General features: G+C 37.5%; 18 protein-coding genes and 2 pseudogenes. 3 read left to right on the top strand and 17 right to left on the bottom strand.

Going from position 1 to position 20,325, the window contains the following annotated elements; translation table 11 throughout:
- Nucleotides 1-220: 220 nt before the first annotated feature.
- A pseudogene (locus tag EZ444_RS27835) lies at nucleotides 221-364 on the bottom strand (RHS repeat-associated core domain-containing protein); the annotation flags it as partial.
- A 357-nt stretch (nucleotides 365-721) separates the two neighbouring features.
- On the opposite strand from EZ444_RS27835, the gene EZ444_RS07270 reads away from it, so the two are divergent.
- Nucleotides 722-1,024: a hypothetical protein gene (locus EZ444_RS07270; RefSeq protein WP_131608068.1), complete on the top strand. Its 303-nt coding sequence runs from the start codon at nucleotides 722-724 to the stop codon at nucleotides 1,022-1,024.
- A 52-nt stretch (nucleotides 1,025-1,076) separates the two neighbouring features.
- On the opposite strand, the gene EZ444_RS07265 is transcribed toward EZ444_RS07270, so the two are convergent.
- The 5 genes from EZ444_RS07265 to EZ444_RS07250 all read right to left on the bottom strand — a co-directional run bounded on the left by EZ444_RS07265 (nucleotide 1,077) and on the right by EZ444_RS07250 (nucleotide 10,556).
- Nucleotides 1,077-1,727 carry a site-specific integrase gene (locus EZ444_RS07265; protein ID WP_131608067.1) on the bottom strand — a complete coding sequence of 217 codons (651 nt, stop codon included), beginning with the start codon at nucleotides 1,725-1,727 and terminating at the stop codon, nucleotides 1,077-1,079.
- A gap of 320 nt (nucleotides 1,728-2,047) precedes the next feature.
- The gene (locus EZ444_RS07260) at nucleotides 2,048-2,383 is read right to left on the bottom strand and encodes a hypothetical protein (protein ID WP_131608066.1); all 336 of its coding nucleotides are present in this window, start codon (nucleotides 2,381-2,383) and stop codon (nucleotides 2,048-2,050) included.
- Nucleotides 2,384-2,394: 11 nt separating this feature from the next.
- Nucleotides 2,395-5,778: a DUF6443 domain-containing protein gene (locus tag EZ444_RS07255; protein ID WP_131608065.1), complete on the bottom strand. Its 3,384-nt coding sequence runs from the start codon at nucleotides 5,776-5,778 to the stop codon at nucleotides 2,395-2,397.
- Nucleotides 5,779-5,813: 35 nt separating this feature from the next.
- Complete coding sequence (locus EZ444_RS27370; RefSeq protein WP_205945223.1) at nucleotides 5,814-5,957, bottom strand: hypothetical protein; 144 nt, start codon at nucleotides 5,955-5,957, stop codon at nucleotides 5,814-5,816.
- A 237-nt stretch (nucleotides 5,958-6,194) separates the two neighbouring features.
- Nucleotides 6,195-10,556: a hypothetical protein gene (locus EZ444_RS07250; RefSeq protein ID WP_131608064.1), complete on the bottom strand. Its 4,362-nt coding sequence runs from the start codon at nucleotides 10,554-10,556 to the stop codon at nucleotides 6,195-6,197.
- Between the two features lie 536 nt (nucleotides 10,557-11,092).
- On the opposite strand from EZ444_RS07250, the gene EZ444_RS27160 reads away from it, so the two are divergent.
- Nucleotides 11,093-11,260: a hypothetical protein gene (locus tag EZ444_RS27160; protein ID WP_165503547.1), complete on the top strand. Its 168-nt coding sequence runs from the start codon at nucleotides 11,093-11,095 to the stop codon at nucleotides 11,258-11,260.
- Nucleotides 11,253-11,514 (top strand): annotated as a pseudogene (locus EZ444_RS07245) (transposase); the annotation flags it as partial. The gene EZ444_RS27160 and the pseudogene EZ444_RS07245, both read left to right, overlap by 8 nt.
- Before the next feature lie 190 nt (nucleotides 11,515-11,704).
- On the opposite strand, the gene EZ444_RS07240 reads toward EZ444_RS07245, so the two are convergent.
- The 11 genes from EZ444_RS07240 to EZ444_RS07190 all read right to left on the bottom strand — a co-directional run bounded on the left by EZ444_RS07240 (nucleotide 11,705) and on the right by EZ444_RS07190 (nucleotide 20,290).
- Nucleotides 11,705-12,472, bottom strand: coding sequence for a hypothetical protein (locus tag EZ444_RS07240; protein ID WP_131608063.1), 768 nt, complete (start codon nucleotides 12,470-12,472; stop codon nucleotides 11,705-11,707).
- 1 nt (nucleotide 12,473) lies between these two features.
- Complete coding sequence (locus tag EZ444_RS07235) at nucleotides 12,474-13,196, bottom strand: hypothetical protein (protein ID WP_131608062.1); 723 nt, start codon at nucleotides 13,194-13,196, stop codon at nucleotides 12,474-12,476.
- An 85-nt stretch (nucleotides 13,197-13,281) separates the two neighbouring features.
- Complete coding sequence (locus tag EZ444_RS07230) at nucleotides 13,282-14,166, bottom strand: hypothetical protein (protein WP_131608061.1); 885 nt, start codon at nucleotides 14,164-14,166, stop codon at nucleotides 13,282-13,284.
- 27 nt (nucleotides 14,167-14,193) lie between these two features.
- Nucleotides 14,194-15,057 carry a hypothetical protein gene (locus EZ444_RS07225; RefSeq protein WP_131608060.1) on the bottom strand — a complete coding sequence of 288 codons (864 nt, stop codon included), beginning with the start codon at nucleotides 15,055-15,057 and terminating at the stop codon, nucleotides 14,194-14,196.
- Nucleotides 15,054-15,788 carry a hypothetical protein gene (locus EZ444_RS07220; protein WP_131608059.1) on the bottom strand — a complete coding sequence of 245 codons (735 nt, stop codon included), beginning with the start codon at nucleotides 15,786-15,788 and terminating at the stop codon, nucleotides 15,054-15,056. The genes EZ444_RS07225 and EZ444_RS07220 overlap by 4 nt, the downstream gene beginning before the upstream one ends.
- 1 nt (nucleotide 15,789) lies before the next feature.
- Nucleotides 15,790-16,770: a hypothetical protein gene (locus EZ444_RS07215; protein WP_165503546.1), complete on the bottom strand. Its 981-nt coding sequence runs from the start codon at nucleotides 16,768-16,770 to the stop codon at nucleotides 15,790-15,792.
- A gap of 22 nt (nucleotides 16,771-16,792) precedes the next feature.
- Entirely contained in the window at nucleotides 16,793-17,683 is an 891-nt protein-coding gene (locus tag EZ444_RS07210; RefSeq protein ID WP_131608057.1) for a hypothetical protein, read from the bottom strand.
- Nucleotides 17,680-18,045, bottom strand: coding sequence for a hypothetical protein (locus EZ444_RS07205; RefSeq protein ID WP_131608056.1), 366 nt, complete (start codon nucleotides 18,043-18,045; stop codon nucleotides 17,680-17,682). The genes EZ444_RS07210 and EZ444_RS07205 overlap by 4 nt, the downstream gene beginning before the upstream one ends.
- Nucleotides 18,011-18,394 (bottom strand): hypothetical protein, encoded by a 384-nt coding sequence (locus EZ444_RS07200; protein ID WP_131608055.1) that lies wholly within the window; start codon nucleotides 18,392-18,394, stop codon nucleotides 18,011-18,013. The genes EZ444_RS07205 and EZ444_RS07200 overlap by 35 nt, the downstream gene beginning before the upstream one ends.
- Before the next feature lie 317 nt (nucleotides 18,395-18,711).
- Nucleotides 18,712-19,404, bottom strand: a complete 693-nt coding sequence (locus EZ444_RS07195; RefSeq protein ID WP_131608054.1) for a hypothetical protein — start codon at nucleotides 19,402-19,404, stop codon at nucleotides 18,712-18,714.
- A 13-nt stretch (nucleotides 19,405-19,417) separates the two neighbouring features.
- Complete coding sequence (locus EZ444_RS07190; RefSeq protein ID WP_131608053.1) at nucleotides 19,418-20,290, bottom strand: hypothetical protein; 873 nt, start codon at nucleotides 20,288-20,290, stop codon at nucleotides 19,418-19,420.
- Between the last annotated feature and the right edge of the window lie 35 nt (nucleotides 20,291-20,325).

Genomic DNA, 20,325 nt, shown 5'->3' with positions numbered 1-20,325 from the left:
CTCCAAGAAACATTGTACTTAGTTTATAACCGCTACCACTATATCCTGTTCCAAATGTTGCTGTCGCAATTGCAGATGTTTGATATCCAAAAGCGACGTTAGATACATCAGCAATAGAATGATTACCACTGAAATCAACTTTTGCATTTAATTCCAAATTAATGGCTGTTGTTTTTATAGTCAAACTAGATTTATTTAAACCCCTAATTATAATATCGTTCGATTCCCTACCATCAGGATCAATAAAACGGATAGGGTTACTACTTCCATATACATAGGGTGAAAATTCTCGGCTCTTCTCCGCCAGCGGATCAATCACATTCCATCTTCCAATCACTGGATCATAAAACCTTGCTCCATAATCTAACACCCTTACGCAACTTTTTCAAGGTTCACCGGATTCGCTGGCAGCGACTTTTCAGCTTTATAAAGAACGTTCCTTTTATCGTAAAGTTAGTTTTTTGTTCGGGTTTTACAAGTGGAGTAATTTCGTTCTTCGGAGAGTTTCTGCGGTAGGTAAGGCTGATCATATGTTACAGCAAAGATAGCCTCAGAAGGAAAAGCAGTAAAGGGACTTTCGCGGCATAAACGCTCTTATCCTGCCCGCAATGGCCATTTATTCCACGTTCCCTTGACAGCTCTCCCTTCTTCCGCTTTTGGGGGCTTAACAAATGATCACCCCAAACCTCTATTCTCGTTGGAGCATTGATGGAGCAAGTTTATGTTTTTGCTATACAAAAACTACTTTTACTACTCCCGTTGGTTGCTTTTGGGTGGTGACCTCTTACTGATGGAAAGTGCTTTGGCAGTGAGGAGGAAAGAGCGGCTCTTTCTATCAGTAAGAGGTTCCAAAGGGGTTTGGGGAATGGAAGATTCCCCAACTACTATACTGCGAAGCACCATGCTGCCGCAGGCTTCTGGTACCAGAGTATACCGGCGAGTAACTCTTTTCGGCCTTGCCGATAGTGTGAAGGTGGTAAAGTATACCCGGAGTATACTTCAAACCCCTCTAGCGGTAGCGTAAGGGCAGAGAATAGGGCTGCTGCCCAATTCCCGCTTGCTCATTTTTTATGCTCTTATTTTAAGGGATGGTGTTTGTTCAGGGCTTCTTTCAGATCCTCCAGATTACTGGTCTGGTAACGCTCTGTAGAGCTTACATATCGGTGGCCAGCCATATACTGGACTGTCCGTAAGTCCTTTTCCTTCAGCCATTCAGTGATCACACTCTGGCGGATCTGTACCGCATTTTTATACTTAGGATTTAGTTTACGCAAAGCCTGGTTAATGTGGTATAAGCTGTTTTTGATATTTTCACAACCATTCATACTGATAAAAAGCTGGTGGATCTGCTTAGCTGCTTTCATTGCTTTGGGTTTTCTTCCTGAACGTTCTTTGCTACGTTCCGACAATATCTTTGACCTGGTCACATGGATGTATTCATATAGTTCCATAACCTGGAAGGCTTCCAGCTTCAATATCCTGCTGTTACTCTGTCCTGATGCCGGAACATAGAGTTTCCCTTCCTTTAATTTAACATGGCCGGCCTCCAGTTTATGCAGTTCCGCATTGCTGACACCCTGATAGATCAGCAGGGACAACATGACCTTATTTCGCTGGCTGCGTTCATCTTTAACCGCATAGCTCTCATATAAAGCTTCGAGTGGCAAGGTTGCAAAGGCTTTAGGCGTTACACCCCAGGCCATCAAGAGCTTCACTGAAGATGCCATTATCAACTACTTCCACGATCAGAGTTATTTCAACTACCAGTGCACTTTTAACCCGCTGGACAAGGTAATGGAACTCTATGAACGTCTGTTACAAGCTGAAAGGGAAAAGAACGAACTCTTAAAAGGCAGTAAGTAACCCTCTGTAGCAGAAACCAAGTTGCGAAGGTTTCCTCTCCTTCGCTCCTAAGCGAAGGCAAGCAGGTTTTTGGGTACCCAAAAACACAACTTGCAGGTATAAAAACAACAATAGGCTGCATAAACAGATATGCAGCCTATCGGCTAAATAGTAAAGCGTCATACTTAAAGTGCCAAGTTGATAGCTATTTCTCCCAACAACTAATACATAATACGATTCCTAATTCACCAATTCTCTTAGTGATATCAGGCCAAAACTCCATATTGCATTGCTGCTCATATTCATATAAATACCAAAAGGTTATCATATCGGTTTTAATTCCAATCTTATTTAACTTCTGTAGATTACTTGATATTAAATCAGTAAAAACATTCAAAGCATCTAAAAATTGGGGAGAGCTTTCTTCAATTGTCAAGCTCCATCCCATTGATGAATCATCACTGGATACCCCCAAAATACCTTCAATATTTTTTTTCCCCTGCTCATTGCAGTTTATCCTTATTTCGTATGCTGTACCCATATATTCTACTTTTATTTTAAGTATTCCGAAGCTTTAAGAGTGGTTTGAAAGGTTTTACCCTTATATGGTCCATTACCGATCAACTGTATATTACCTCCAACAACGCCCACATCGGGATTCCCCCCAACCTTTTTCACAAAATCTCCTGCATTTCTTAATATCTCTTTCTTTATTACTCTATGAAAAACATCTCTATTTACGGCAATTTTCCCAAAATACAATAACTTACTCCCTCCTTTCGCTCCAGCAAGCATCACACCGGAAACAGAAGGTTTTTTACCTCTAAACAATCCAATTAAAGAAGCAGTTAATCTAGTCTTATCTTCCAGCGATCCGTCTGAATAAATGTCAGAAATATTACTTGGGGCACTTTTTATACCATCCCACCATTCACTAAGAGATTGCGGATCATCTTCTGTTGCTGGCCTAATTGGAGCAAGTGCATTAGCCAAATCTTTTAAACCAGAAACAAGACCATCCAACAACTGTTCACTTTTAGGCTTCTCTTTCTTCTTTTTATCATCCTGATCCCCTTGCTGAGATGCTTTTAGCTGTCCAAATAAAGCTTGGGCATCAGCTCCCGTATAAAGATCTCCACCACCAACACCTTGACCATAAAGAATATCCATTCCATCTGGATCAGTATTATTCACAGGGTTGTTATCAGTATAATTATAAGGGGATAAACTTTGAAACTTCTCCGCCAGCGGATCCACTACATTCCACCTTCCAATAACCGGGTCATAGAACCTTGCGCCGTAATCGAGCTGTCCCAGCTCCTCCTGCAACTCCTTGCCATTGTAAAGATATTTATTATCATTCGATGCTGCAAGGGATTGTTTCCTCAGCCCAAATGAATAGTAATCATCTTTTTGAAGCACCTCCAAAACACCTGTCGAAGGATTTTTGTAAAATGTAGCTCTGGTATTACCCAAGTGATCTGATAAAGTATATTCATAAGTATAACCATTACCATTCCTTCTCGCCAGCCCTTCTTCTGTCTGAATGAAATCTATAGCGCCATTCAAATATTGGATCCCCGATACATAATCGGTAATCATACCTCCACTAACCTTCCTTAATTTATTCCCGACAGCATCATAATTATAAACAATATTTCCCTCCCCATCCTTATTAACCAACCGGGGAAGATTCAGAAGGTTATATTCAAGGACTGCTCCGTTTCTACCATCTTTAACTGCGTTACCATTATTATCATACTCATAAATACCGGTATTCAATCCTCCAGTGATCCCGTTAAGCTTATTACCAGAATAACTATAAACATTTGGACTGCCCCCATCACGCAGCAGCGAACTAATATTACCCATCTTATCATAAGAAAGCACCTCGCTCATCACAATACCAGAACTAACACCACTTTTTAACCGGTTCAGTTTATCATAACTGTACAAATACTTATTGTTGTACGCGGCTCCCCATTCCTGGGTCGCAATATTTCCATTGTATTGCGGAGAACTTAAAGTATCATAACCCAGTTTCAAACTAAACTGGTTAGAAATACTTTCTTTTAGCCAGCCCCTTTCATTATAAGCATATCTGCTCTGCTGCAATCCATCATGTAATTTCTTCTCTATCAGTTGCCCCAATTCATTGTAAATATTTTCACTCAAAAGCACTTCATCATCCGAATTGATCTTTTGATAACTTCTCAATTTACGTCCCGCATGATTGTAATCATAGCGGTTAGCTATAACTGTACTCACCCCATTAACAATATGAGTCCTGGTTGTGTTGAGTAATTCCCCAATAAAATCATACGTATTTTTTTGGATGTCTGTCCCCCCCAAATGATTGGTAGATTTCAAAGTTATTAGCCTATTTTTATCATCATAACAGTTTACACTAAGTAACACCTTTGGAGTGCTTTCTAAAGTCCAGATTTTTTTACCAGTAAGCTGCCCCCTTACATAGTCTCCCGAAATTTCGCCAACGCCGGGCTGGCCAAAACTATTTCCGGGAAAATCATAGTCATCATAATAACTAATTGTTAATGGACTAAAACCACCAGAAGGATAGCTATTAGTTGTATAACCATAATTCAACGTATTGTCCCTCTTATCCCACATCACAGTTTCCAATTCCAGGATAGCCTGCAACGCAGCACGACTCCCCCCATTAGTAAGAATTCCCGTCATAATGGTTCTTCCCAAGGCATCATAGCGCATAAAGTTCCACTCCTGACGTCCCAATTGATTCGCATTCTGACTCAACACCAACTGATCGCGCTTATTATAAACCAAAGCAACCAAACCTACACCCGGAAGTTTCTTTTCTATCAATCTCCCAAAGCCATCATAACTATACTGATAACAATAACTGGCTAAAACCGTTGAATCAGGCAAACCCGAATCAGGTTCTGCTCCTGGAGGAAGTACAAAACTCAGATTACCAAAATCATCATACACATAATACGTAGAGAGTGACTCAATACTGTTGTCATCTCTTCTATTAAAATAACGTTTCAAAACAACCTGACCTTCATTATTCTTGTATTCTTCGACGGTCCCCGTCTGTCCATCAGCAACAGTCCAGTTCTCATCCTTGGTAATGGTTAAAATCAGCTGACCTACCGCATACCAACCACCATCTATCAATGTACGGATATGATCTGTACCAGCAGCAGCACGATATAACTTGACCCCATAATTACCACTTTGTGTAGTATTACTCCCATAAACAATCCTCTGGGTATGACCTGCCGAGATTTGCCAACTAGCACCAGGAGCGCCCTGCTGCTCTACCCTATTTAAGGGAGAAGCTTCAAATACGGTTTCTGCAAAAGGAAAAGGGTTTCTGACCACTCCGTTAGCCTGTTGGGGGCCACTACCTCCTGCCGGATTATAGAAAGCGAAAACTCCTTGCCCGGCTGTCAATGCATTACTCCGATAACTACCGCCCGGAGTTCCCTCATCTGCATAAGGAAGATACTTAACCGGCTCACGTCCCATTGTATCATATACTACTGGAAATACCAGATCTTTTAAAGATGGACTACCTTTTACCTGTACAGTCTGAATCGGTCTTCCCAGGCCATCTAAGTATTTAATGGTTTGACTAAGCTCGCAGGCATTCAATCCCAACAACTGTTCAGGACTCGTTACACCGCTTTTTTTAATAGTGCTGACAAGCTGGTAATTCCGACCGACGCTAGGTACAGTACCCAATGGCATACAGTAATTGATAACAGGGACTGAAATATAAGCTCGAAAGTTGCTGCCTGCAGCAACGTGAAATCCAGATGTAAAAGTTATGCTTCCCGAAGCAGTAATTTCACTTTGATTAGCATAATTATCAAAAGTTAAGTGCTGGCAAAAAGCATCTGTAATTAAAGTATGTAATCCTATTACAAGGATGAGTAAATATTTGATCATAAATAGTTTAATCCGGATAAAGTTTTATATCTTTTTTAAAAGCGAGTACGTCTTAACGACCGTACATTTATCGTATTTTCTTTATCCGTCTGCAGTTCTTTCAGCTTCTTAGTCTTCTCGGCTATCAATTGATCAATTTTAGTACGTCTCTCAGCTTCTCCCAATTTTGTATTGGTCATAGCAGCAACAATTAGTTCCCTGTAATCAGAATTTAACCGATCAATCTTTTCAATTCTTGTAGAATCCTTATGAACGAGTTTACGATAATTATGAGTCTGTATTTTATTTTTTAATGTGTCAGAGGGAGTAGGCTTCTGTCCATAACTCTTAAGACCAAGATTTGTCAATGCAAGTAATAAACTAAAACGTAAAATATCTTTTATCATGTTATCTGGAATTATTAAATGGATAGATTATTATGGGCCTACAGTAATTGAATAATTTTGATTGGCAGAAAAAGTTTCCATAACATTTGCTCCGGTAGCATTAGTAATTATTTTTTGACTTCCAAACCAAACTGTACCAATGGGTGCGTCCGTGTTTAAATAAATATTATAATTACCTGGAGATAGCTCAAATGATTGATTATATCCAGGAATTATCAACGCATCTCTTCTTATCAATTCAGAAGTTGCAGTATTAAAAAAAGTTACCGATTCAATATTACATTGTGCTGGTGCATATTCATAATAAGTATTTTGTATTGTTACCCTGGTCTTTTTCGGCATTTCAGCTCCAATCTTTGAGTAAACCAATTTTTCAACCTGAACCACGGAATTGTTTAGGTCCTTTATAAAATGTCGGTTCATCTTCTCATCATAAAAAGTTTCGGTATAACGCTTGCTTTGATCAAAAGAAATATAAGGAGTGTGGTTCGGCAAGTAACCAGTAGCTTTAAAAAGAGTGTTTTCTGGTACAGCTAGAAATAACCCCAAATTATACAGCTCTTGTTCATATCCAAATAAAAATTCAATCGATTTTATTTGCGAAGCATTTGTTAATGTACTTAAGATCAATTTACTCTTAACTATATTATCACTAGAAGGCAACACTATTGTTTCCAGCGGTGAGTATGTATTATTTTTATATTTGATTCTATAAGCATATTTGTTTCCTACCCGACTCCCTACTCTGGAAGCATATAAGTCTAAATTGACATTTGTCGAAATCAGATTATCCACATCTATTGACAGAGGTATGTGACTAACCGGTAAATCTTGTTTAGCCATTGGCACAACAACTGCAGTAGCAGAATCATTAAATAAGATATCATAATACTCAAAATCAGCATAGAAAAAATTTCCTAATATATCTAAGTAGGCATTAACTTCAAAATAGTTAAACCCATAGTCAGTAAGTGTACCAGACATCACAAGAAATTCTTCGGATGGCATCAAGTTTTTTGCCTTTTTATATTCCACGTATGCTTTTATAAAGCCGTTCATGCTATTTATATTAGCCATCATAAAAACCAGATTATTTAAAGCTCGAAAAGTAGGATTCTGCATGTATGTAAAATACATTTGCGGGTAATTAATCTGAAAATTGAGCATAGCGGAATCAATACCCAATGCATAAAACCTGTGATTGATACTAAGAAAAATCTCACGCCTGTTATTGAAAAATGGAGCGTCAGAGAACCTTACATTCTCTTTATATGAGGGACCATAATATTTTTGAAAGAGCTTATATTTATCGTAATACTCATGTCGTTGATAAGGGCTGGAATCAAATGCGAGCAAATTTTTGGGGTCTACATTCTCGGCTTCCAATAACAGATCTCCATTAAAAGGATCATATTTAACAGCTTTTAAGTTATTCCCTGTTCGACCTTTTCCTCCACTCATTCTAAGAAAATTGCTTCCTTCATCCCACAATTTTAAATGAATAGGAGCGCCGTAAAGCTGGTTAGTTTCCCAAAAAACAGTAGTATAAGGAGCATTAGTGTTAAGGGATTGAACATATCCTTGTGCACCAGGAGATAAAGGAGCAACAACATTTAAACGATACTCTTTTTCAGGCAGAAGATAAGTTTTTCCTTTTACAATACGACTGACATATTCATTAATAGTCCCAGAGACCAGCCTAAAACTTGCCCCTACATCTATAGATTTCCACAATTGCTCTTCAATAACCGTGGCCTGCCTACCCTGGTTTTTTAACATGCTTATTGGATTTTCAGCAGGCAACTGATAATCAGCCGCGTATTTAATTTTTTTGGTCAAAACATCCCCATTACTGCTTGTTGTTCTTATTTCTGTAGGATTTAAATGAGCGGGATTGCCATAATTATAAGTTATTATAGATTGAACAGGTTTAATCCCAGATGAATTAAGTAACCATGTATATAAATCTGGTTTCTCTACGGGGGAGTTACTAGTCCCCAAAGGTATATTGTAATCTGAATTATAAATATTGGTTTCTTCTTCCTTTAACAATGACAAATAACCTGTAGTCAGTTGATACTTTATTGGCCTTTCGGATGAGTGTACACGAGGCTCATAGTTAGGAATATATTGCCTAAAATATGGATTTATAGAATAAAGGCTACCTTCAAAATTAATTTGAGCGACTTCTGTATTCTGATAAATTTGTTTAAGGTTCTCCTCATCATATGAAATAATGCTTTTTTTTAACTGAGGTAAGGACTTAATTGAACTACCAAAAGTCCCCATTGTAGGCCATCCATATTCTGAAAACGGTGTATTTACGCCATAAGTGTTTTTTTTAATGCCTACAATTTTACCAGCAGCATCATAATCGATTTTTGCCGTTAACAATTTATGAAAAATAAACTGGCAAGACTCAATTTCAAAACTCGGAGTGGCTAAAGCCTGAAGGTATTTATATCCTGTGGCCGCACCATCACTCCGTACTTCTTCAACGTAATGATAAAGCACACCATTATTGCTATTATCTACATACAGCGTTCCCATATCAACAAAATCAGAAAAAACATGAACATCATATCCCCCTTGGTAAAAATATGGAACTGCGAATGTTTTCTTTTCCCACTCGGTAAGTGCTCCAGTGCTTTTAAGAACAGTACTGTTATTAAGCAAAGGGAATTTGTATTTATAAGACACCGTTTGTTCTTTGCTACCATCATAAGTAGTAATACTCTTAATGCGTATTCCCCCTATTGGTATATTTTGATTTAGCTGAGGATGGTAAATTTCATTCCCTTCATATTTAAAACTTATAGTTCCCCCGAGTAAATTGGTCACTTTCTTTAAACTATGGTAAACAGCAGCACTATCAACAGGGTTACGGTCAGCATAATAATTATCCGATGGTATTTCAGGTGGTATTACACTAGGTAAAATGTTAGTTGAAAAATCGCTTCTTAGAAAATTCTGATTTTTTGAAAAAACGCTAGCAGCCGAACCACTATAATAAGAACCATATGCAAGATCAAGGCTAAACCTTGCCATACTCCATTTCCCATTGTAATAACCCCAATAATCTGTTGAAGGGCTAGAAACGTTGAGCGTCTCATGATAATAATCAAAATCATATTGCTGCTCGGCTTTTCCGGTAGGTGTAAATACCATTACTTTTTTCAGAAACCCCATATCCGACTGTACATCAAACAAATATGTCTTTAGAAGCTCTCCTGCAATTGTCTTATGTTCTATTTTTGAAATTAAATAATTCTGCTTATTGCTACTGTTTTTTTCCACATAAGAGAAGTCAACAATATCCGTTCGTGTAATGATTCTTTTAATTAATTTATTAGAAAACAACGTATTATGCCGATATCCCGAAATTTCAAATTTCTTTTCATCATTTAATCCATACATTTGACTAAGTACTCCCTTAAGATCACCTATGTATTGATTATTTTCAAGATATAAATTACTAAATTCTCCAACTAACATATTAAATTGATTCATATATGAATTCCAGACTGACTGATTCATACTTGAGAAATTGCCCAAACTATCGGTATATTGACTTATATATAATGATTGTTTTAAAGAGGTTAGGGTAGAATTAGCATTTTGAAGTTGGTTTCTAACAAAATTAAGTTGAGCACTGCTATTGCCATAATTATTATTAAGAGACTCTAACTGAGCATTTAAAGCGCCGTCATTATTCAACTTTGGAGATAACATAGGCATACCATATTGCACATATGAAAATCCAGCATTATCTTTTTCCTCCAAATAAGAATTAGTGTATTCAAAATTAATATCCCCATTATTTATAACCGATATTTTGGTTAAATACCAAAATGTTACAGCACTAATTAAGCTTGAATTTCCATCTGCGGGACTCTTTATATATGAATTAGATGGATCTCCACTTTGAAAAGTATATACAGTCCCCTGTGTGTCTGTAATCTTAAAACCATGAATGTAATAAAAACTATCTGATAAGCACTCGATCACTATATCAGTTCTCTCTAAAGGATTTACAACCAGCTTTCCAGCCTCTAAAGTAATTACAAACTTAATTGCAACCCCATTTATGTTAACACTAAAGATATCAGACTCACCATCTACCTTCCCTTTCCCTACTTTAGCTTCATGAGCCAACAGCGCAGTTGGATCTGTAGGAATTGGATTTAATAATATACCATAAGTCCTATCTTCATCCGCAAATCCACCACGTATATTTCTGTTAACTATTCCTCCACCATAATTCAGAGACCAGCCCAAGCCTGCGATATCCACCTTGGTTGATAACTTTATTCCAGAGGCGTTATAATTTAAAGATATAGGAATTTGATATCCATCTTGTCCGATACTTAATAAAGGAATGTTGTAGCTCATGATCCCTGTAGTATGGTCTACAGAAGATGACCCTTTAAAGTTTGTAAGCCCCTCAGAAATTGTTCCCACACCAACATCCTGGCCAAAACTGTAAGAACAAATTAAACATAAATAGAAAAAAACAATTGAATGAAAGCTCCTGAGCATAGAAACGGTTAAGTAATAATACAGATAATTTTGCCTTAAAGATCAAACTCTTTAAGGCATACAGCGTGCACTAAAGAAAATAAGTCAAAAACTTATCCTATTGAAAATCAAAAAGAAAAATCAAAAATTTAGTTTTTTATTTTTTTAAAGGCACAAAAATGTATTGAGGTCGCCTAAAGTAACTCCAATAAAAAAACAAATCATAAAATGATAAAAATTATAATTAAGACCATTTTATTCAAGAGGGCGTAAAATAAACTGTGTCAACTGGTTAATTATTAACTTAGAGACACAGTTTATAAAATGAGAAGATGAGCAGCTCGATCACGAGCAAATGAAGCAAAAAGCCCTAGAGCAATTGCGTTCGGGCAAATCACTGTATGGTAAAGATGGGGCTTTCGCTCCTTTACTCCACTTCCTCTGGTACCATTACCATAGAAACCCCAAGCGATCGGAGTTCTACCTTTGAACCAGGGTTGATTCGCAAACGTGAAACTATTCTTGCAGAGAGTCTGGAGCATAAGATTATTGGCATGTATGGTCTTGGATGGATATAAAATGCTTTTAGGGATGTATGTCTCTCAAAATGAAGGTGCCAATTTTTGGCTATCTGTGCTCACTGATTTACAGAACAGCGGTGTAAAAGATATTCTGATTGCCTGTATTGATGACTTGAATGGCTTTCCCTGCTATAAATACGGTATTCCCTCAAACCGAGATTCAGACCTGTGTAGTACATCAAATCCGCAACAGTTTGAAATATGTGGCCTCTAAAGACCAAAAAGCATTTATGGTTGACCTAAAGCCTGTCTAATAATAACATCAGCCAGAAGTAGACTATGCCATTAAGTAATTGGGGGGGGTACTGCACAAAAACTTGCAATTTGGTTTCCTGACCGGATGGTGTTAGATTTGAATTAAAACGAGCAAGACGGTAACTCTAATGAATCACCGCCTTGAACACAGTTTATTTTACATACCCTTATTCAAAGAAATATCATTTATTCTCCCGTCGATGGTGAGGCCATAATCTTAATTGGCTTAAGCTCATCTATCTCTTTTTGCTGTATTTCATTTTTCTTTTCTAATGCAATCAAATGCAAAGTCAACTCTTCTATTTTTTGTAGAAGCTTAGCATTCATCTCACCTAAATCAATTCCATTTGCTTTTACTTCTGCAGCAGAAGGAATCCCAGGTAAATGGCCTTTTTCTTTAATATAGGCTTCTGTTTCCCGAAGGGTAGGGAATTGATAAGATTTGGTAAATACATAATCTGGCCAGTTTGCGGTTTCTACTTTAATCTCATGAGCCCTAATTTTACCATTTACTGAGAGCTTTTCTGCAGGCAATAAGGTTCCTATTCCGATATTGCCAATTGGATCAATTGCAAGCGCAGAAATATCTGTTCCATCGCCACTAACTATATTAAGCCTCATTCCTTGATCGAGCAACCTGATATAAGACCCACCTTTAGAATTACTAATTCTACTTACGCCAACCAGACTGTTATATACATTATTTCCTATCCCAGTACCAGAAAATGTCCAGCCTGGCTCACTTGCCCATAACGTAAGATCTGCAACCTTTGTTGGGTCTGGGTTAAAATAGTGCATATTCAAATTTGTAGCCCCATGACTTCCCACAAGCTGAAGTAGATTCTGTGGGCTTGTCGTACCTACCCCAACATTTCCACTCATTGGAAATGCATTTGTCTGTGCTATGGAAACTGAAAAAGACAGCATCCCAATTAGGAAAAAATATTGTTTCATTCTATTTGAGTTTTGATTTCAAGTATTCAATTTCCTTGTCATATTTTTCATTTTGAAGTTTACTCTGTTTAGTCAGTTCGATCATATGCAAAGTCAACTCTTCTATTTTTTGTAGAAGCTTAGCATTCATCTCGCCTAAATCAATTCCGTTGGCTTTTACTTCTGCTGCCGATGGAATACCTGGTAAATGGCCTTTTTCTTTAATATGAACTTCTGTTTCTTGCAGCGTTGGGAGTTTATAATCTTTCATAAACACATAATCTGGCCAGGGAGAAGCTTCTACTTTAATCTCTTGTGCTCGAATTTTGCCATTAACGGATAATTTCTCTCTTGGCGATGTTGTTCCTATACCTACGTTGCCATTGGCCGCAAGTCTCATCGCCAAATTACCATCTGATGCTAGATGTTGATCTACAGTATTGTTAGTGAAAAAATCCAAAAAACCTCCGGCTAAACTATTACCTGCCCTTATTTCATTTTGAGAGTTGTTCCCAAATATTAAAAAAGCCTGGGCACCAGGTTGGACGCCAAATGAAGTTTTATAGTTGCCTGGATAGCTTGCCGGCGTTAGGGTAATTTTAGGGGCAATATTATATATTTCAATTTGTGAGGAGGGTGTAGTTGTTCCAATACCTACATTCCCATCTGGAGGAAATTTATTTGTTTGAGCAAAGGGAGCCATAGAAGAAAAAACAAGGATGAGCAAGAGATAATAGTGTCTCATAATTATTATGGTTTTGATTTTAATTTGTTTAACTCAGTTTTAAATTTATGTTATTGCCCCATAGAGGGGAGGACTTTTTTTATTTTTACTTACATCTTTTTTCAAGGCTTTCCAATCGCTCAATCAATTTTTCTATCATTTTATTTTGATCTTTAAACAACAGATGTTGCTTCTGTTCATTTTTATCCTTTTCAATCAAATGCAAAGTCAATTCTTCAATCTTCTGTAATAACTTTGCATTCATTTCCCCTAAATCAATACCATTGGCTTTTACTTCTGCAGCTGATGGGATCCCTGGCAAATGCCCTTTTTCCTTGATATACTTTTCTGTTTCCTGAAGAGATGGGAGATAGTAAGACTTTGTGAATACATAGTCCGGCCAGGGAGAGGCTTCCACTTTAATCTCTTGTGCTCGAATTTTACCATTAACTGCAAGCTTGTAAGCTTTAGGATCGGCAGTTCCAATGCCAATATTTCCATTTGCTGCAATAGTCATTCTTGGAATATTAGATGTCATAAATTGAAGTGGTGTAAATCCGCTATCGTCGAGGTAACTCACCGCAATAACGCCTTCGCTACCTGTATGGCTCATCCCTATAATACATTGATTTGTACTTGATTCGGTTAAAAATGCCCAAGGACTGGGATTCGTGGCTTTAACATGAAGTGTAGATCCACCATAAGCTCTCACAGATCCTACTCCAACTTTCCCATAAAGCCTAATGGTTCCAAGATCAGGGCTAATCACTAAATCACTTCCGTCATGTTGTATATATCCATTTCTGGAAATATTCCCTATGTCTTTGAAAGATAAATAAGAGTTTCCAAGTAGTGACAAACCTTCAGCCGCAGTATTTATGGATATCTTGTTAGTTGTGGTATTACCATTATCCGTTACACTTTGAAGTGTTTGTCCTTTTAAATTAAAGGACAATACAAATAGGATCATTATTGGTATGATATTTTTCATTATTGTTTTTTTTAAATGATCCACTATTTATTTCTTCTTTAATTCGTCAAGTTCTTTCCTCATTTTAATGAGATGCAAAGTCAGTTCCTCAATTTTCTGAAGTAACTTGGCATTCATTTCACCCAAATCAATTCCATTGGCTTTTACTTCTGCAGCAGAGGGGATCCCAGGCAAATGCCCTTTTTCTTTGATGTGCCGTTCGGTTTCTTTTAATGACTGTAATTCATGATCCTTAGCAAATACATAATCTGGCCAGTTTGCAGTTTCCACTTTTACTTCTTGAGCTCTGATCTTACCATTTACTGAAAGCTGATTATCAAAACTGGTCGTATTAATGCTAAGATTGCCTTCGGTAGATAAAACCGCATAGTCGATATCATAAACATTTACAATTGTACCCTCAGCAAAATCTGTGTTAAGATTTGTAATAGATAATGAGCTGGAAGTATATGGTCTTGATGAGGCTGAAATATAAATATGCTGATTACGACCATCCTCTTCCTCAACCAAAATTTTACCAGTGGAATGCTTGCTCCAATCTCCAAATGAAATGACCTGATTAATTGAATTTACAGTCGCATTTATTTTTGGAGCACTTACAATCTTAATCAAGGGTTTTACTACATATACAAGTACCGGAGTGTTTTGAGCAAAATCTGTATCAAGACCTCCAACATACATAGCATTCACATTATAGTTAAGTGGTGCCTGACTATAAACATGTCTATTCGTTCCATCCAAATGTTCGACAGATATGATACTATTTGCAAAAACGACCCAATTTGTAGCCAAAACAAGATGCGAACCAGAGGCGACTATGGCTTGCACTTTCTGGCCAAAAGATGGATTGGTTACTATAATTAATAATATCAGTTGAATAATCTTTTTCATTTTTTTTCTGCGATTAATTGTTTTAATTCTTCAATTTCCACCTTGAAAGCCGCTTGATTATTTTCGATTTGCTGTTTTTGTGTAATTATTTCTTTTTTCTGCTCTATTAAGTAAAGAGTCAGCTCTTCAATCTTTTTTAACAATGCTGCATTCATTTCTCCTAAATCGATACCATTGGCTTTCACTTCTGCTGCTGAGGGAATCCCAGGTAAATGACCATTATCCTCGATGTGCTTTTCTGTTTCCTGAAGAGATGGGAGAATATAAGTTGACTTAAATACATAATCAGGCCAGCTTCCTTGTAGTTGAACTTTAACGGATTCGGCAATCATATTTCCTGCGACAGCCAGTTTATATCCTTTGGTATCTGATGTTCCTATACCTACATTGGAACTACCTGGGCCCAAATTCACGAAACTAAACCCTTTTTCTGGATCTATTATAAATTGCGAGTACGCCGATCCGCTACCATTTTTTGATGTTTGAAACCTGATCTTACTTTTATCAGCATCGGTTCCAACCTGCTCAAAGTATCCTCCAATTCCATCCTGACCTGAATATAAGTAATTGGTATCATCACCTCCCCACCTAATGATACCTGTTAGATGCAAGTTAGCAAGGGGATTTGTTGTTCCGATTCCAACATTCCCACTCGAAGGAAAAACATTAGTCTGGGCAATGGAAGCTGAGATTGTAAATATTAACACTATTGGTAAAAAATAATATCTCATCTTATTTTAATTTGTTAAGGATTATAGTTTCTTCCAGTTTGTTTATCTTTTCACTTTGAATCTCATTTATCCTTTGCTGAGTTTCATTGTTCTTTTTCATCTCGATTAAATACAAAGTCAGTTCTTCAATCTTCTGTAATAATTTTGCATTCATTTCTCCTAAATCAATGCCATTGGCTTTTACTTCCGCCGCTGAAGGGATTCCAGGCAAATGGCCATTCTCCTTGATGTGATTTTCTATTTCGCGAAGAGATGGCAGAGTATAAGTTGACTTAAATACATAATCGGGCCAAGGAGAAGCTTCCACTTTAATCTCTTGTGCACGGATTTTGCCATTAACAGCTAACTTGTAGTCTTTTGGATCATTTGTTCCAATTCCCACATTCTTATTAGCCATAATGGCTATTGCGGCATTATTTACAGAAATATCAATTCCCTGGCCAATAAACAAAGAGTTTCCACCGGCAATTTGGCTGGCCGAAAAATCCCAATAAGATGTCCCCGAATAGCTACGAAGAACAGAGGCTCCTCCTGCAGAATTATAAGCTTGCACCAAGCTTAAGTCATTTATGGCAGAGGAATTTGCATAGATTCTATCTCCTGCTTTTATTCTACCGTTTACTTCCAATTTTTCAGATGGAGAATTGGTGCCAATACCTAAATTCCCAGATTGTGCAAATACCATTCTCGACGCGAACGAACCACCATTATAAGTCCAAAACTCTAAAGGCGATCCGATACCTGTATTGTTTTCAGAATATATAATCCCAGCTTGTGAAGATTGGTTGTAGCCTAAAGATATCCCTTTAGAGCCACTTGGATTCGTAAATGATGCCATGAGTGTCAAATCACTGGTAACATTATTGCCATTTAAAGAAACATGAAGGGGTACATTCGGATTAATTGTTCCGATGCCAACATCTCCATTGGTAGGAAATGTATTTGTTTGGGCATGAGAAATCGAGAATGAAAAAAGCGACATTATTATAAAAAAACTCTTCATATTATCTAAATTTAGATCTCAACTTTGCGATTTCCTTGTTTTGCTTTTCATCGCGTAATTCACTCTGTTTCTTGAGTTCAATTAAATGCAAGGTCAGTTCTTCAATCTTCTGCAACAGCTTAGCATTCATTTCGCCTAAATCAATACCATTGGCTTTTACTTCTGCTGCAGAAGGAATCCCCGGCAAATGGCCTTTCTCTTTAATATGCTTTTCTGTTTCCTGAAGAGTCGGTAATGAATAAGAATCGGCGAACACATAGTCTGGCCAAGGGGAAGCCTCCACTTTAATCTCCTGAGCTCGGATTTTGCCATTAACTGCTAAACGGTAATTTTTAGGATCTGTGGTCCCAATTCCAATATTTCCCGAAGCGCATATACGCATGGCTTCAGACCCTACTGTTGTATTTTGCCCATTAGGATAAAATGTTAGGTAACCAATAAAGGATGACCTATTATCTATCCTAAACTCCCCACTTGAAGCTGAAGAACAAAGTAAAGTAGGATAAGCATCATCTCCCAAAGCTATTGTACCAGTATGTGGACCATCTTTCACATGTAACCGACTGAAGGGGTTACTTGTTCCAATCCCAACATTACCTATCTCAAAACTATAAGAACTAGCAAAGAATTTGAGATTCTGATTGGTTGCTTGGTCACGAGCTTGAATAAATGCATTATTTCTATCAAAAGTCCCTAGATATAGCCGGGCATTACCCGGAGTTCCGATAGTTCCTAATCCACTTACATCTAACTGAAACCCATTTTCAGGATTTAATGTTCCAATCCCAACATTTCCACTTGCTGGAAATGTATTAGTTTGAGCAATAGAAGGTGAAACTAAAAACAATATCGCTATTGATAAAAAATAACTTTTCGTAAGGCTTCTTTTCATTTTTTAGATTTTAAGTGATTTAATTCTATTTTTATTCCCCTAACTTCTTCTTGAAGCGCCTTCTGATTTTTATCCTGCTCGATCAAGTGCAATGTCAGTTCCTCTATCTTTTGCAATAACTTAGCGTTCATTTCACCTAGATTAATTCCTTCGGCTTCTACTTCTTTTGTAGATGGGATGCCTGGTAAATAGCCTTTTTCTTTAATGTGCTTTTCTATTTTCTGAAGGGATGGGAGTTGATAAGATTTAGTAAAGACATAGTCCGGCCAACTTCCTTGCAGTTTAACGGTTACAGCCTCTGCAACGATATTACCCGCTAATGCTAGTTTATAGCCCCTCGTGTCTAGTGTCCCAACCCACATTCCCAGCTGTTACCCGCAATCCAGCTCCTTGAATATCTACATAACTCTTTCCAAACAAAATACCTGGATCTAATATTATCCCCGTATCCCATGAAAGCCTTAGCTGTTGAAAATTTGGCCCCGTCCAAGCACCTGCGGTTCTATGTATTCCATAAGCCAAGGGATTAGGATTATACCAGGTAATTCCATCTGGGTTGTCAGAATGATCTTCTAAATTATTGAAACTAATTTTTGCAGTTGGATTGGTTGTTCCAATTCCAACATTGCCATTCGAAGGAAAAACATTAGTCTGGGCAATAGAGGGTGAAACTGAGAATATTAGTACTATTGATAAAAAACAATGTCTCATCTTACTTTAATTAAAAAACGTCTTTTATTGATTACCCAGACTCCAAAATTTGGATTGTCTTTCCAATATTAAAAAAACCTAGTGCAGTCTACATGCACTAAAGAAAATAATTAAAAAGTACTCGAAGAATAAAAATCGATGGATTAAGCCATCCAATGCAATAAAAACAAAAAACTAAAAAAAGTCAATATACCTCAGTGCATAAAACCGACAACCAAATTCTTAAAACAGCATTATATTTACCGGCCCCCTCAAACCCCGTCCTGTAATAAGTAAGCTTCCGGTTCGGCTTCTTAAATAGACATCAACAATAATTATTATGGTTTTGATTTTAATGCATTGATTTCGGCTCGAAGCATTTGATTTTGATCATCATTAACCTTTTGCTGAATTCTATTTTCCTTTTTCATCTCAATTAAATACAAAGTCAGTTCCTCAATCTTCTTCAGAAGTTTTGCATTCATTTCTCCCAAATCAATCCCGTTGGTATTTACCTCTTCAGCAGAAGGAATTCCAGGCAAATGCCCTTTTTCTTTAATATGTTTTTCTGTTTCCTGAAGAGTCGGTAATGCATAAGAATTCGTGAACACATAGTCTGGCCATACACTCTGCAGCTTAACCTTTATAGATTCAGCAATCATATCCCCCGCGACTGCTAGTTTATAACCTTTGGTATCTGTAGTGCCAATTCCCACCTTTCCATCTGTTTCCAACAATACTCTGCTCCAGGCAGTAGTAGGACTATCATTTGTTTTTCGAAAAAACAATTCCTGATTAAAAAAACTCCCCGCAAATTGCATTGCAAAATTGTTAATCGTATTACTATGCCTTACGTCTAAAAGATGCCACCAACTACTTGCTCCAGTTGGAAAATTTACCGGAACATTTGCGTCATAGAATCCCGAGACTGCACCCGCATCACCTTGCAGCCCGGCATCATTTCTACTTTGACCTATGCTTAATATTGGAAGTAGTAAAATGATAACTAATAGTTTGTAGCTCTTTTTCATTTCAAGTGCTGGTTTATTTTTTAGTTTCAATTGTTTTAACCCTCTTTTCAAGATCAATAATGTAAAGTGTAAGCTCTTCTATTTTTTGTAGCAGTTTAGCATTCATCTCTCCCAAATCAATACCATTGGTCTTTACTTCTTCAGCCGATGGGATCCCCGGCAAATGCCCTTTTTCTCTGATGTGTTTTTCTGTTTCCTGAAGTCGGGGGAGTTGGTAAGATTTAGTGAAGACATAATCCGGCCAGTTAGCTGTCTCTACTTTGATTTCATGTGCGCGGATTTTACCATTAACAGCAAGCTTATAACCATTCAGATTAGTTGTACCAATTCCTACTCCATTATCATTCCACCGACTACTTCCTGGCATAAACACATCTCCTGCAAGTCTGTTTCGATAAGGGATGCTAACTGTATTCGTTCCAGTAAGCGGTTCATCAACAGCTGTCCAGCCCTGAAACCAGCTTAACGTTTCATTATCACCCTGCCCGAAAGCGCTCACGGTGAAGCGTTGAAAATAAGATTTATCATTGATGTAGATAACGACCTTTCCTCCTTCGTTGGATAAATAAACCGACGGAGTATAAGCGCCTGAGGATGAAAGTCTAGGATTGTAGAAGTAATAAGTCCCAGGATCATTTGAAGCTGGATTCCACCACACATAATATACGAGTGTTAAGCTTATAGGATCCGAAGTCCCATAATTATACCCTTTAATTGTAATTGTAGGCATCCCTCCATCGGGTACAAACGGGAGGTTCGTCTTAATTTTGACACCATGGAGGGGCGTCCCATTGAGGCTATAACTTAAGATATTGTCATAATTCTGAGCAAGAGCAATGCCTGACAAAAGCGTTCCTGCAAGAAACAGGATTAGAAACTTTTTCATTTCTTTAAGATTTGTTTATGTAATCAGGAAATAAT

This window comes from Pedobacter hiemivivus (assembly GCF_004331685.1).
Lineage (GTDB): Bacteria > Bacteroidota > Bacteroidia > Sphingobacteriales > Sphingobacteriaceae > Pedobacter > Pedobacter hiemivivus.
Note: the sequence above shows the minus strand (reverse complement) of the source record. Positions and strands in the feature narration are given on the sequence as shown.